Genomic DNA, 13,987 nt, shown 5'->3' on the forward strand with positions numbered 1-13,987 from the left:
AGAGGCCTTCGCTTTAGCACCATGCCAGAACTTCCCGAAGTCGAAACCGTCCGCCGCGGCCTGGCGCAGGCCATGACGGGCGCGACGTTCACCTCCGTCGAGCAGCGGCGCGCCGGGCTGCGCTTCCCTTTCCCCGAGCGCTTCGCCGAGCGCCTCGCGGGGCGGCGGGTCGAGCATGTCGGGCGGCGCGCCAAATACCTCGTCATCGGGCTCGACGACGGCGGCGTGCTGGCGGCGCACCTCGGCATGACGGGGTCCTTCCGCGTCGCCGCCGGCGGCGCGCAGGATCGCGCCGCCGAAACCGCGCCGGGCTCGTTCTACTACGGGCGGGGGAAGGCGACGGAGCCCGGCGGCACGAGCCCGCACGACCACGTGCGCTTCGTCTTCGATTCCGGAACGGCCATCACCTACAACGACCCGCGGCGCTTCGGCTTCATGGTGCTGGTGGAGCCCGGCGGCTTCGACGCCCATCCCTTGTTCCGCGACATCGGGGTCGAGCCGCTGGGCGACGGGTTCGACGCGCGCGTGCTGGCGCGGCTGATGGCCGGCAAGGCGGCGCCGCTGAAGGCCGCGCTGCTCGACCAGAAGCTCATCGCGGGGCTGGGCAACATCTACGTCTGCGAAGCGCTGCACCGCGCCAAGCTGTCGCCCCTGCGCCCGGCCGGCACGCTGGCCCGGCCCGACGGGGCGCCCACGCCCGGGGCGAAGCGCCTCGCCGCCGCGGTCCGGGCCGTGCTCGACGAGGCGGTGGCGGCCGGCGGCTCGACCCTGAAGGACTTCCGCCACGCCGACGGCGAACTCGGCACCTTCCAGCACGGCTTCCGCGCCTACGACCGCGAGGACGAGGCCTGCCCCAACCCGACATGCCGGGGCGTCATCGGCCGCATCGTGCAGGGGGGCCGGTCGACGTTCTTCTGCGCGGAATGCCAGAAGTAGGGCGTGGTTTCGAAAGGCCTCGGCCTTTTGCGCGCTTCAAGGCGGAGCCCATAACGCTCTCCCGGGCTCAGTCGACGCGGCTTCGCTCGACAGCGGGACGGCCCGGCAGAGCGGCGGCCGCCGACGTCCGGTCCCGGCGTCTGCGGAGGCTCCTACCTCGCCCCCGCCATCTCGGCCGGCAGCACCACCGTGAAGGTGCTGCCCCGGCCGTAGTCGCTCGACACGGCGATGTCGCCGCCCAGCATGGTGGCGAAAGCGCGGCTGATCGACAGGCCGAGACCCGTGCCGCCGAACCTGCTCGTGGTGGAAGCGTCGGCCTGCTGGAAGCGCCCGAACAGCTTGCCCACCTGCTCGGGCGTCATGCCGATCCCGGAATCGTGCACCGCGAAGGTGAGGAGGTTTCCGGCCCGCGACGCCGACAGCGTGATGGTGCCGCCTTCGGTGAACTTCGCTGCGTTCGACAGCAGGTTCAGCAGCATCTGCCGCAGCTTGGTGAGGTCCGACCGCATGCCGCCGAGGTTTGGCGCGAGGTCGAGCGACAGGGCGTTGTCCTTCTTCTGGACCAGCGCCGTCACGGTCGACGCCACGTCGCGCACGACCGCCTCCACGTCGAAGCTTTCGACGAAGATCTCCATCTTGCCGCTCTCGATCTTCGACAGGTCGAGCACGTCGTTGATCAGGCCGAGCAGGTGGCGGGCGTTGGACTCGATCTTCTGCATGTCGGGGGCGAGGCCGGCCGCGTCGGCGCCGTCCTCCATCTCCTCCTGCAGCATCTCGGAATAGCCGATGATGGCGGACAGCGGCGTGCGCAGCTCGTGGCTCATGTTGGCGAGGAACTGGCTCTTGGCCTTGTTGGCCTCCTCGGCGGCGTCGCGCGCCGCGGCGAGCTCGTGCTCGGCCGCCTTGCGCTCCGTGATGTCGCGCAGGTAGGCGGTGAACAGGGCTTCCCCGCCGACCTTGATCGGCGTCACCGACAGCTCGACCGGGAAGCGTTCCCCGTTGGCCCGCTCGGCCTCGCATTCCACGTAGCGGTTGACCGCCGACGTTTCGCCCTCGTCGAGGAAATGGGCGAACTTCTTGAGGTGCCCGACGAGGAAGTCGGCGGGCAGGATCAGGGCGCCGAGTTCCCGGCCCAGCGACGCCGCGCGCGACCGCCCGAAGGTGCGCTCGGCCGCCGGGTTGAACTCGCGGATGCGGGTGTCCTCGTCGACCACGATGACGCCGTCGAGCGCGGTGTCCAGGATCGCCACCTTCAGTGCCTGGCTGTCGCGCAGCTCGGCCTCGACCTGGCGGCGCTTGAGGAACTGCCCGACCTGGTGGCCCAGCGTCGCCAGGGCGTCGCGGCCCTCGTCGGCGGCCTCGGACGCGCCGGCGCCCGCGAAGGCGAGCACGCCCAGGACCTCGCCCCCCGTGCCGACCGGGAAGGCGACCTCGCCGGCCGCGGCGAGCGGCGCGGCGTCCGCGAAGGCCCGGCCCGGCAGGCCTTCGCCGGGGGCGAGGCGCGCGGGCCCGTCGGGGCGCTCCCCCACATCGGCGGCGCGCCAGGTCGCGGCGCGCTCGAGCCCACCGCCCGCGGCGGCGAGCCACAAGGCGCCGGCGGTCCAGCCGAAGCCCGACCCGATGGCGGCGAGCAGCCGCGCCTCGGCTTCGCCGGTCTCGGCCTCGCTCGCCAGCACCCGGGACACGGCATGCTGCGCGGCGAGCCGCCGCCGCCCGTCGCGCCGCACCGACAGGTCGGCGAAGGTGATGACGCTCCCCGTCGGGAGCCCGTCGGCCATCACGGGAAAGGAGGAATATTCGGCGAAGAAGGAGGTGCCGTCGCGCCGCCACAGCAGCTCGTTGTCGAGCCGCACGGGGCGGCCCGTGGACAGGGTGTGGAGCAGCGGGCAGTCGGCCACCGGGAAGGGCGAGCCGTCCGGGCGCGTGTGGTGGATCGCCACGTGCATGTTGCGGCCGAGCAGGTCCTCGGCCGAGCCGTAGCCGAGGATGTCGAGCGCGGCCCGGTTGACGAAGGTGCAGCGGCCCTCGGCGTCCACGCCGTAGATGCCGTCCCCCAGCGCGTCGAGGAAGAGCGCGTCGTCGCGGCGGGGCGCGTCCGGCGGCTGCACGTCGGTCAAGGCGGGCCTCCGGGGGCGGACGGGCTCACGCCGAGCCGGGCAAAGACGGGGGCGCCGCCGGGCGACGCAGGGTTGCCGCATTCCCACATGCGCCCGGGCCTGTCAACGACGGCGGGCGGGGCCGCCGTGGTGCCGCCGCCCGCCTTCCGCTCCCCGCGCCCGGATGGCATACCGGCGCCCGGGAGGCGCGCCGATGATCATCCGCAGCGACGAGTTCGAGGACGTGCCGGTCGCGGGATCGGGGCCCATGAGGGTGCACCTGTTCCGGCCGGCCGGGCCGGGCCGCTTCCCCGGCGTGCTGTTCTTCTCGGAGATCTACCAGGTGACGGACCCGATCCGCCGCCTCGCCGCCCTGCTGGCGGGCCAGGGCTACGTGGTGGGCGTGCCCGAGGTGTACCACGAGCACGAGCCGCCCGGCACGGTGCTGCGCTACGACGCCCCCGGCACGGACCGCGGCAACGCGCTGAAGTTCGGCAAGGCGCTCGCGGGCTTCGACGCCGACGCGGCGGCCGGCCTGGCCTTCCTCCGCGCCCACCCGGCCTCGACGGGCCGGCTCGCCACCTTCGGCGTGTGCCTCGGCGGCCACCTGGCCTTCCGCGCCGCGCTCCATCCCGGGGTTTCGGCCGCGGCCTGCTTCTATCCCACCGACATCCATTCGGGCACGCTGGGCCTCGGCAGGGCCGACGACACCCTGGCGCGCATGGGCGAGCTCGAGGCCGAAACGCTGTTCGTGTTCGGCCGGCGGGACCCGCACGTGCCCTTCGCCGGGCGCGAGGTCATCCGGGCGCGGCTCGAGGAGGTCGGCGCCCGCTACGAGTGGCACGAGGTGGAAGCCGCCCACGCCTTCCTGCGCGACGAGGGCCCCCGCTTCGACCCGGCGCTGTTCCTGCAGGCCGTCGGCTGGACGCTGGCCCTGTTCGGCCGCACGCTGCACGCCGCCTGAACGGATTTGATCGCGCCCGCCGCTGCTCTTAAAGATCCCCGCTCCGGGCCGGCAGGCCGCGGCCCGGGGCGGAGAGCGGCGATGGTGGATCTGGTGGGACGCGTGGACGACAAGCTGCGGCGGGCCTTCGCGGCGGCGTCGCTGCCGGTCGAGGGCGTCAGGTCCGTGCCCGCCACCCGCCCCGAGTTCGGCGATTTCCAGTGCAACGCCGCCATGGCGCTCGGCAAGGCGGCGAAGCGCAACCCGCGCGACCTCGCCGCCGCGGTGGCCGAAACGCTCCGCCGGGACCCCGATTTCGCGTCCGTCGAGGTCGCGGGGCCGGGCTTCCTCAACCTGCGCCTGGCGGACGCCGTCGTGGCCGGGCTGGCGCGGGAACAGGCCGCGTCGCCGACGCTGGGCATCGCGCAGCGCGACAGCGCCCCCGTGCTGCTCGACTTCGGCGGCTCCAACGTCGCGAAGCCGCTCCACGTCGGCCACCTGCGCTCGCTGGTGATCGGCGAGTCCCTGTCGCGCCTGTTCCAGGCGCAGGGCATCGCGGTCGTGACCGACGTCCATTTCGGCGACTGGGGCCTGCAGATGGGCATGCTGATCGCCGCGATCCGCAGGGCCCACCCCGGCCGCGCCCCGGGGACCGTCGGGGCGGGGATCGCGATCGACGAGATGGAGCGGCTCTATCCGGAAGCCGCCGCGGCCTGCAAGGCCGACCCCGAGCGCATGGCCGAAGCGCGGGCGCTGACGGCCGCGCTCCAAGCCGGCGACGCCGACGCCCGCGCCGACTGGGGCGCGCTGCGGGACACCTCGCTGGCCGACCAGAAGCGCGACTTCGACCTCGTGGGGGCGCGGTTCGACCTGTTCCTCGGGGAAAGCGACACCCAGGCGACCGTGGAACGGATCGTGCCGGACCTTCTCGCGCGGGGCATCGCGGAGCGGGACGAGGGCGCCGTGGTGATCGCGGTGGCCGAACCGTCCGACACGCGGCCCGTCCCGCCGATGATGCTGGAAAAGTCGGACGGCGCCGCCACCTACGCGACGACCGACCTCGCCACGATCGCCGACCGCGCCGCGAGCCCGGCCACGGCCCGCTGCGGCCGCTACGTGTACGTGGTGGACGAGCGCCAGTCGCTGCACTTCACCCAGGTGTTCCGCGCCGCCCGCAAGGCCGGGCTGGCGCCGGCGGACGGGCTGGTCCACGTCGGCTTCGGCACCGTCAACGGGGTCGACGGGAAACCCTACAAGACCCGCGAGGGCGGCGTGGCGCGGCTGCGCGACCTGATCGGCGACGCCGTCGCCAAGGCGCGCGAGCGCGTCGACGCGTCCGACCCGGCGGTGGACGCCGAAGCCCTGGCGCGGCAGGTGGGGCTGGCGGCGGTGAAATGGGCCGACCTGTCGACCGGCCGGCTCGGCGGCTACGTGTTCAACCTCGAGCGCATGGTGTCCTTCGAGGGCAACACCGGCCCCTACGTGCAATATGCCTGCGTGCGCATCGGCGCCATCGCGGCCAGGGCCGTGGCGGCGGGCGCCCGGGCGTCGGAAATCTCGCTCGGCCACCCGGCCGAGCGGGCGCTCGCCATGGCGTGCCTGCGGCTGCCGGCCGCCGTCGAGGCCGCGGCGGCCGGCTATGCGCCGAACGAGATCGCCGACTTCGCCTTCGCGGTGGCGCAGAGCTTCAGCCGCTTCTACACGGAATGCCCCGTCCTGGCCGCCGGGGACGCGGAGCGCGCGGCGCGCCTCGCGCTGTGCGACCTCGCCTTCGCGGTGCTGTCGCGGGCCCTGTGGATGCTGGGCATCGCGGTGCCGCAGCGCATGTAGGATCTTTCGCGGATGAGCAGCCTCAAATTCGGCACCAGCGGCCTGCGCGGGCTCGTGGTCGACCTCCTCGGCCGCCCGAGCTACGACCACGTGCGCGCGTTCCTCGACGCCCTCCGGGCGGAGCTCGCGCCGGGCTCGCCGGTGCTGATCGGCCGCGACCTGCGCGGCAGCAGCGCCGCCATCGCGGCGACGGCCGCCGCCGCCGTTGCGGCCTCGGGCTTCCGGCCGCTCGACTGCGGCGCGCTGCCGACCCCCGCCCTGGCGTTGGAAGGGCTGCGGCTCGGCTGCCCCGCCGTGATGGTGACGGGCAGCCACATCCCGGACGACCGCAACGGCCTGAAGTTCTACACGGCGCGGGGCGAGATCACCAAGGGCGAGGAGGGCGCCATCCTGCGCGCCCTGGCGGGCGGCGACGCGGCGGCGGGCGACGGCGAATCCGGCGCGGCCGAGCCCCACCCCGAAGCCGCGGCGCGATTCCTCGCGCGCTCCACGGCGTTCTTCCCGGGCGACGCCCTGTCGGGCCTGCGGGTCGGCGTGTACCAGCACAGCACGGTGGCGCGCGACGTCCTGGCCGAGCTCGTGGCGGCGCTCGGCGGCACGCCGGTGCCCTTCGGCCGCTCCTCCGCCTTCGTGCCGGTCGACACCGAGGCCCACCGGCCGGAAGACCTCGAAGCCTTGAAGGCCGCCGCGGCCGGCACCGCCCTCGACGCGATCGTCAGCGCGGACGGCGACGCCGACCGCCCCCTGCTGGCCGACGCCGGGGGCGCGGTGCTGCCCGGCGACGTGGTCGGCACCATCGCGGCCCGCCACCTCGGTGCCGACGCCGTGGTGGTGCCCGTCACGGCCAATTCCGCCATTGAGGCCGCGGGCGGCTTCGCCCGGGTGGTCCGCACCCGCATCGGCTCGCCCTTCGTGGTGGCGGGCATGGAGGACGCGCGCCGGGACGGCGCCGGGCGGATCGCCGGCTTCGAAGCCAACGGCGGCTTCCTGCTCGGGTCGGACGTCGCGCTCGGGGGCCGGCACCTCGCCGCGCTGCCGACGCGCGACGCGGTCCTGCCGCTCCTCGCCGCCCTCGTGGCGGCCCGCTCGGCCGGGACCACGCTGGCGGCGCTGGCGGCCTCCCTCCAGTTCAAGGCCACGGCCAGCCACCGCCTGCAGGAGGTGGCGCCGGCCCGCTCGGCCCCGTTCCTCGACCGGCTGCGCGACCCCGGCGCCCGCGCCGCCTTCCTGGCCCCGCTCGGCCGCGTGGCGGCCGTGGACGAGACCGACGGCATCCGCGTCACCCTCGACGGCGGCTCCGTGGTTCATTTCCGCGTGTCGGGCAACGCGCCGGAGCTGCGCTGCTACGCCGAAGCCGGCACGGAAGCCGAGGCCGGGCGGATCCTGCGCTGGGGGCTCGACGCCGCCGACGCCGCCATGGGGTGACGCTGGAGGGCGCCTGATCGCGGACCTGTCGGGGACCGGGGCGCGCTCGCGATCGCGGTAGTGCCTGTCGAGGGAGTGTGGTGGCAGCCTGTCAGCGGTTCCCGCTGCCACCGGCGCCTCCGGCTCCGCCGCCTGGAGCCCCAGCCCCTCCACCGCCTCCAGCCCCGGAAGCGGTGCCGCCGGACCCTCCGGCCGCAGACCGTCCTCCGACGCCCGCCCGGGAGTGCCGTGACAAGCCGGCGACGGGGGGCTACAGCCGGAGGGGAGCGGGAGGGCGGACGGTGGCGACGATCGCGGATGTGGCGCGCCGCGCCGGGGTGGCGACGTCCACGGTCTCGCACGTGCTCAACCGCACGCGCGTCGTCAGCCCGGAAACCACGCGCGCCGTCGAGGACGCCGTGGCGGCGGTCGGCTACACGCCCAACGTCCTGGCCCGCGCCCTCGCCCGCTCGGTCACCAACACCGTGGGCCTGGCGATCTCGACGAGCCGCAACCGCTTCTTCGGCGACATCGCCAACGCGGTCGAGGGCGAATGCGCCAAGCTCGGCATGATGGTGCTGCTGGCCAACACGCGCGACGACCCCGACGAGGAGCTGCGCGTCGTGGAAGAACTCCACCGCCGCCGCGTCGACGGCATCATCCTCACCCCCAGCGCCGGCCCGGACGCCGCCGCGCTGGCCTACCTGCGCGACAACGCGATCCCGGCCGTGCTGCTCGACCGCCTGCCCGACGCGGGCTTCGACGGCATCGGGGTCGAGAACACGGCGTCGATGGCCGCCCTCGTCGACGAACTCGCCGACCGGGGCCATTCCCGCATCGGCCTCGTGGCCGGGCAGGCGGGCTTCACGACCACGCGGGAGCGGGTCGCGGGGGCCGCGGCGGCGCTGCGGCGGCGCGGCCTCGGCGTCGACCCGGCCCTCGTGTCCGACGGCCACGTCGCCGTCGCGACAGCTCGCGCGGCGACGGCGCGCATGCTGGCGCTGACGGCCCCGCCGACGGCCCTCATCGGCGGCAACAACCTCGCCACGGTCGGGATCCTCGCGGCCCTGCGCGACGCCGGGCTGGCGGTGCCGCGCGACATGGCCGTGGTGGGCTTCGACGATTTCGAGTGGAGCGACAGCTTCGAGCCGGGCCTCACCGTGCTGGCGCAGCCCTGCGACGAGATCGGCCGCCGCGCGGCGGCGATGCTGCGGGCGCGGATCGCCAAGGCGGCGGGCGCGCCCGCCCTCCACCGCGTGGCGCCCACCCTCATCCGGCGGTCGTCGAGCGGCGGGGCATAGTTGCCGCGGCGACGTCGGGCCCCGCCCCGTCGCCGCGCGCCGGGAAGGTCAGGCCGCCGCCGCCCGCCGGGCTTCGGCGCGGAGCAGCATGCCGAACAGGTCGCGCGGCTCGTCGGGGTCGGCCAGGAGGTCCAGGTCGCGGCCGATGCCCGTCCCGGCGACCTTGGCCCGCACGTAGCGCAGGGCGGAAAAATCCTCGATCGCGAAGCCGACGGAGTCGAACAGGGTGACCTGCCGCGCGTCCCGGCGGCCGGGCGCCTCGCCCGCCACCACGCGCCACAGCTCGACGACGGGGTGGTCCGGGGCGAGCTGCTGGATCTCGCCCTCCACCCGCGTCTGCGGCGGGTATTCGACGAAGATGTCGGCGCGGCGCAGCACGCCGGCGTGGACCTCCGTCTTGCCCGGGCAGTCGCCCCCGACCGCGTTGACGTGGACGCCGGCGCCGACGTGGTTGTCGCCCAGCACGGTGGCGTTGCGCTTGTCGGCCGTGACCGTGGTCACGACCTCGGCCCCTTCCACCGCTTCCGCCACGCTGGCCGACGCGTGCACGTCGAAGCCCAGCCCCTGCAGGTTGGCGGCGCATTTGCGCGTCGCGGCGGGGTCGACGTCGTAGAGGCGGAGCCGGTCGATGCCGACGAGCGCCTTGAAGGCCAGCGCCTGGAACTCCGCCTGGGCGCCGTTGCCGATCAGCGCCATGGTGCGGGCACCCTTCGGCGCGAGGAACTTCGCCGCCACGGCCGACGTCGCCGCCGTGCGCAGCGCCGTCAGGATGGTCATCTCGCACAGCAGCAGCGGGTAGCCCGTGGCGACGTCGGCCAGCATGCCGAAGGCCGCCACGGTTTGCCGGCCGGTGCTGCCGTTCTTCGGGTGGCCGGTGACGTATTTGAAGCTGTAAAGCGCCCCGTCGCTGGCGGGCATCAGCTCGATCACCCCGTCGGGGCTGTGGGACGCCAGGCGGGGCACCTTGTCGAAGCTGTCCCAGCGCCGGAAGTCCTCCTCGATGGTCCCCGCCAGCTCGACGAGGAAGCGCTCGACCCCGACGTCGAGCACGAGCCTCATCATGTCGTCCACGCTGACGAAGGGGACGAGGTTCAGCATGGTCACGAGCTCCGGGTCGGGCGGTCGAGGATGCGCCGGCCCATGAGGCTCGCGGCGAGGTCGACCATCAGCAGCGCGGTGCGGCCCCGCTCGTCGAGGAACGGGTTGAGCTCGACGAGGTCCAGGCTGCGGACGAGGCCGCTGTCGCGCAGCATCTCCATGGCGAGATGGGCTTCCCGGAAGGTCGCTCCCCCCGGCACCGTGGTGCCGACGCCGGGCGCGATGCCGGGATCGAGGAAGTCCACGTCGAGGCTGACATGCAGCATGGCCCCCGCATGCGCGGCCCGCTCCAGGAAGGCGGCGAGCGGGGCGGCGATGCCGCGCTCGTCGATGGAGCGCATGTCGTGCACCTCGACGTGGCCGGCCGCGAGCGCCCGCCGCTCGACGGGGTCGACGCTGCGCAGGCCGATCATGCAGACGTGCTCGGGCTTGAGCGGGACGTCGGGCCCCGGCATGTAGCCGGCGAAGCCCGGCCGGCCGGTGAGGTAGGCCATGGGAGTGCCGTGCAGGTTGCCGCTTTCGGTCGAATCCAGCGTGTGCAGGTCGGGGTGGGCGTCGAGCCACACGACCCACAGCGCGCGCCCTTCAGCGGCGGCCCGCCGGCTCATCCCCGCGATCGTGCCGGCCGATAGGCTGTGATCGCCGCCGAGAAAGATCGGGAAGCCGTCGCGGCTCGCCGCGAAGGCGGCCTCGTCGAGCGCGGCCGTCCAGGCCGCCACCTCGGCGAGGTTGCGGATGGCGGGGTTCGGGTGGTCCACGGTCCGCAGCGGCCCCGGCACGACGTCGCCGCGGTGCTCGACGGCGAAGCCCAGCTCCGCCAGCGCTTCGCCGAGCCCGGCCGCCGCATAGGCGGCGGGCCCCATGCCGCAGCCGCGGCGGCCCGCCCCGGCCTCGACCGGCGCGCCGATCAGCACGCAGCACCTGTCATCCATGCGGTAGCCCTTTCGATGCAGCGTCAGGGTAGCCGGACGGTTCGGCGGAGGGAACGGGGCAGACCGGTGGACGGGACGGGGCGCTTCAACGCTCCGGCCGTCGAGCCCCGACGGGACGAGCGCCGCGGCGTCGCCGGCGCGTTCGGCCCGCAGGCGTCACGGCGCGGCGGTCCTGCGCGCCTTCTCCTCCGTGTCGCGGACGTCCCCGTCCATGGCGGTGTGGACGCGGGGCGCGGCGGCGTTCGAGGCCGGCGGCCCCGACGGGTCGGTGCGGCTGCCGCTCGGCTCCGCCCCGCCCCCGCCCCGCTGGCCGCCCGACGCATAGGCGTCGCCGCCCTTCGCGGGCTCGCCCGCCACGGGGCCGCCCGCCTGCACGAGGTCCTCGTTCTGCGCCGCCACCGGGTCGGCGCGCTGCCCGGCGATCTCCGCGTCGCCGTTTCGCTCGGAATGCCCGTTCGCCATTGCGTCCTCCCCCAACCGTCCGTCACCGGTGCAACGTGGCGCCGGCGGCGAAGGTTCGGGGACGCATCAGCGCGGGCGGGCGGGGCGCCCCACCACGCGCCGGCCGGACGGCGTCGCTTCCACCACGACCTCGACGCTGTAGAGGCGCGACAGGCGCTCGGCGGTGAGGAGCGGCGTCACCGGCCCCGCTTCGAAACGGCCGCCGGCCTCGATCACGGCGGCCCGGTCCGCCACCGCGAAGGCCTGCTCGGGCTCGTGCGTCGACACCAGCACGGCGAGCCCGCCGTCGGCGAGGCGCCGCACGACGTCGAGGACGCGGATGCGGTTGCCCAGGTCGAGGCTGGCGGTGGGCTCGTCCATGACGATCACCCCGGCCTTCTGCGCCAGCGCGCGGGCGATCAGGGCGAGCTGGAGCTGGCCGCCGGACAGGCGCGTCGCGTCGCGCTCCGCCAGGTGGGCGATGCCCATCTCGGCCAGCGCGTCGCGGGCGGCGGCGAGGTCGGCGCGGCCGGGGGACGCGAAGGCGCCGAGCGTCGCCGTGCGGCCCATCACGGCGAGGTCCAGCACCGTGTGGGCGAAGGCGCCCGCGTGGGCCTGGGGCACGTAGGCGAGGCGGCGGGCGATGGCGGCGCGGGACAGGCGCGCGATGTCCTCGCCGCCGAGCAGCACCCGCCCGGCCTGGGGCGGCAGCAGGCCGAGCAGGGTGCGGAACAGCGTCGTCTTGCCGACGCCGTTGGGGCCGAGCAGGCAGGTGACGGAGCCGGGCTCCAGCGCGAGGTCGATGCCCGACGCGACCCGCGCGGCGCCGTGGCCCACCGCTAGGTTCTCGGCCGCGAGGGCGCTCACGCCGCCGCCCGCCGCCGCCCGCGCGCCAGCAGGACCACGAAGACCGGGCCGCCGATCAGGGCGGTGAGCACGCCGAGCGGGATCTCGATGCGGGCCGCCGAGCGCGCCAGCGTGTCCACCGCCACCATGAAGGCGGCGCCGAGCAACACGGACGCCGGCAGCAGCCGGTCGAAGCGCGGGCCGACCAGCAGGCGTGCCATGTGGGGCACCATCAGCCCGACCCAGCCGATGACGCCCGAGATCGCCACCACCGCCGAGGTGGCGAGCGTGGCGGCGCCGATCACCACGAGCCGCAGCCGCGCGACGTCGACGCCGAGCGCGCGGGCCTCGTCGTCGCCGAGCGACAGCACGCCGATCCGCCAGCGATAGAGCACCAGGGGGGCGAGGCCGGCCAGGACGGCCGGCAGCGTCGCGGCGACGTCGCCCGCCTTCACGCCGGACAGGCTCCCCAGGAGCCAGAAGGTGATGGCGGGGAGCTGGTCGTAGGGGTCCGCCAGCACCTTGGCGAGCGAGATGGAGGCCCCCGCCAGCGCCCCAATAACGATGCCGGCCAGCACCAGCACCAGCACGTCCCCGCCCCCGCGCAGCGCCCGCGCCAACCCGGCCACGGTCGCGACCGTGAGCAGGCCGCCGGCGAAGCCGAGGAGCTGGACGGCGGCCACCGGCAGGCCGAGCAGGATGCCCAGCACCGCCCCGAGCCCCGCACCGGTCGAGACGCCCAGGATGTCGGGCGACACGAGCGGGTTGCGGAACAGGCTCTGGTAGGCGGCGCCGGCGGCGGCCAGGGCCGCGCCCACGAGCGCGGCCGCGAGGACGCGCGGCAGGCGGATGGAGAACAGCACGGTGTCGACCGGGCCTTCGGCGGGGCGGCCGAGGATCCGGCGCAGCATCGCGGCCGCGACGTCGGGTGGCGCGATCCGGTAGGGACCGACGCCGGCCGCCACCACGACGGCGGCGAGCAGCAGCAGCGCCAGCAGGACGAGCGCCGTCGCGGTCCTCACCCTCCCCTTCTCCGGCCGTCCCCGCGCCGCGGGGATGAGCCGCCCACGGCAGGGCCCCTCACTTCGCCGCGCCGCCGAGCAGGGCGTCGAGCTCGGCGTCGGTGGGGTCCGACTGGTAGAACAGGTGGAAGAAGTCCCGCACCTGCCCTTTCAGGTCGCCGCGCGCCTCGGCGGGGTAGAGCCTGTGCACGAGCCAGGCGAGGCCGACGAGGCGGTTGACCGAAGGCGGCGCGTCGACGAAGCCGAAGGGCAGGCCGGGCGCGAGATACACGCGCCCGTCGGCCACGGCCGGCACCGGCGCCCAGGCAGGCATGGCCTTCACGCCGTCGCGGAAGGCGCGGTCGAGGGTGATCACCGTGTCGGGCGCCCAGGCGATGACCTGCTCGGGCGACACGTGGACGAGCCCGCCCTTCTCGCGCAGCCCGTCCACCACGTTGTCGGCGCCCGCGCGCTCGATGATCTCCGTGTTGATGGAGCCGCGCGAGCCGGTTTCCAGCCCTTCGGGGCCGCGGGCGAGGTAGACGCGCGGGCGCTTGGCCGCCGGCACGGCGGCGAGCACGCGGTCGACCTCGGCGAAGGTGGCCTCGGCCGAAGCCGCCAGCGCTTCGCCGCGCGCCGGCACGCCGAGGATCGAGCCCAGGAGCCGCAGCGCCGCGGGCGCGTTGGCGAAGCGCCCGTCGATCAGGATGGTGGGGATGCCGGTCTGGGCCTGCACGCGGTCGGCCAGGGAGCGGTGGGTGTCGTCGACGGTGCCGTAATCGACGATGAGGTCGGGCTTCGCGGCGACCAGCGCTTCGAGGTTCACCGTGTCGCCGCGGCCGGTGAGGCGGCCGAGCTCGGGCAGCGCGCGCACGGCGGGGAGCAGGAAGGGCAGTTCGGCCGGGCGAGGGCTTCGGTTCCAGCCGATCATGTCCTCGGGCGCCAGCGCGTAGAGCAGCGTCGAGGCCGGCGGTCCGGCGGCGAAGACGCGGGTGACGCGGTCCGGCACCTCGACGGTGCGCCCGGCGGAATCCGTGACGCTGCGGGCGGAAGCGGGAGCGCAGAAGGCCAGCAGCGCCGGAAAGGCCAGCGCGGCGAGGAGCGGGCGTCGTGTGGGCGGCATCGTCGTCCTCGGTCGGCGTCGGCGGGACGCTATCGC

General features: G+C 75.0%; 11 protein-coding genes and 2 pseudogenes. 5 read left to right on the forward strand and 8 right to left on the reverse strand.

Features of this window, described 5'->3' with window-relative positions; all coding sequences use genetic code 11:
• The first annotated feature begins 21 nt into the window (after positions 1–21).
• Positions 22–936, forward strand: coding sequence for a bifunctional DNA-formamidopyrimidine glycosylase/DNA-(apurinic or apyrimidinic site) lyase (gene mutM / locus D3273_RS02250; RefSeq protein ID WP_129223085.1), 915 nt, complete (start codon positions 22–24; stop codon positions 934–936).
• A gap of 170 nt (positions 937–1,106) precedes the next feature.
• Here the strand turns inward: mutM and D3273_RS29905 are convergent.
• Positions 1,107–1,856 (reverse strand): annotated as a pseudogene (locus D3273_RS29905) (sensor histidine kinase); the annotation flags it as partial.
• Between the two features lie 15 nt (positions 1,857–1,871).
• A pseudogene (locus D3273_RS29910) lies at positions 1,872–3,134 on the reverse strand (PAS domain S-box protein); the annotation flags it as partial.
• Between the two features lie 112 nt (positions 3,135–3,246).
• Between D3273_RS29910 and D3273_RS02260 the strand changes: the two are divergent.
• The 4 genes from D3273_RS02260 to D3273_RS02275 all read left to right on the forward strand — a co-directional run bounded on the left by D3273_RS02260 (position 3,247) and on the right by D3273_RS02275 (position 8,510).
• Positions 3,247–3,996, forward strand: a complete 750-nt coding sequence (locus D3273_RS02260; protein ID WP_129223089.1) for a dienelactone hydrolase family protein — start codon at positions 3,247–3,249, stop codon at positions 3,994–3,996.
• A gap of 81 nt (positions 3,997–4,077) precedes the next feature.
• Positions 4,078–5,805 (forward strand): arginine--tRNA ligase, encoded by a 1,728-nt coding sequence (gene argS, locus D3273_RS02265; protein ID WP_129223091.1) that lies wholly within the window; start codon positions 4,078–4,080, stop codon positions 5,803–5,805.
• Positions 5,806–5,817: 12 nt separating this feature from the next.
• Positions 5,818–7,230 carry a phosphohexomutase domain-containing protein gene (locus D3273_RS02270; RefSeq protein ID WP_129223093.1) on the forward strand — a complete coding sequence of 471 codons (1,413 nt, stop codon included), beginning with the start codon at positions 5,818–5,820 and terminating at the stop codon, positions 7,228–7,230.
• A 281-nt stretch (positions 7,231–7,511) separates the two neighbouring features.
• Positions 7,512–8,510, forward strand: a complete 999-nt coding sequence (locus tag D3273_RS02275; protein ID WP_129223095.1) for a LacI family DNA-binding transcriptional regulator — start codon at positions 7,512–7,514, stop codon at positions 8,508–8,510.
• 48 nt (positions 8,511–8,558) lie between these two features.
• Here D3273_RS02275 and D3273_RS02280 read toward each other — a convergent pair whose 3' ends face one another.
• The 6 genes from D3273_RS02280 to D3273_RS02305 all read right to left on the reverse strand — a co-directional run bounded on the left by D3273_RS02280 (position 8,559) and on the right by D3273_RS02305 (position 13,951).
• Complete coding sequence (locus tag D3273_RS02280; protein WP_129223097.1) at positions 8,559–9,608, reverse strand: ornithine cyclodeaminase; 1,050 nt, start codon at positions 9,606–9,608, stop codon at positions 8,559–8,561.
• A gap of 2 nt (positions 9,609–9,610) precedes the next feature.
• On the reverse strand, positions 9,611–10,540 hold the full coding sequence (rocF, locus tag D3273_RS02285) for an arginase (protein ID WP_129223099.1): 930 nt from the start codon (positions 10,538–10,540) through the stop codon (positions 9,611–9,613).
• Positions 10,541–10,696: 156 nt separating this feature from the next.
• Complete coding sequence (locus D3273_RS02290) at positions 10,697–11,002, reverse strand: hypothetical protein (RefSeq protein ID WP_129223101.1); 306 nt, start codon at positions 11,000–11,002, stop codon at positions 10,697–10,699.
• Positions 11,003–11,068: 66 nt separating this feature from the next.
• Entirely contained in the window at positions 11,069–11,848 is a 780-nt protein-coding gene (locus D3273_RS02295) for an ABC transporter ATP-binding protein (protein WP_129223103.1), read from the reverse strand.
• Positions 11,845–12,849 carry a FecCD family ABC transporter permease gene (locus tag D3273_RS02300; protein ID WP_129223105.1) on the reverse strand — a complete coding sequence of 335 codons (1,005 nt, stop codon included), beginning with the start codon at positions 12,847–12,849 and terminating at the stop codon, positions 11,845–11,847. The genes D3273_RS02295 and D3273_RS02300 overlap by 4 nt, the downstream gene beginning before the upstream one ends.
• Before the next feature lie 58 nt (positions 12,850–12,907).
• A complete protein-coding gene (locus D3273_RS02305) occupies positions 12,908–13,951 on the reverse strand; it encodes an iron ABC transporter substrate-binding protein (protein ID WP_129223107.1) in 1,044 nt (347 codons plus the stop codon).
• Positions 13,952–13,987: the final 36 nt, after the last annotated feature.

The organism is Lichenibacterium minor, from assembly GCF_004137685.1.
In the GTDB taxonomy this organism is placed as follows: domain Bacteria; phylum Pseudomonadota; class Alphaproteobacteria; order Rhizobiales; family Beijerinckiaceae; genus Lichenihabitans; species Lichenihabitans minor.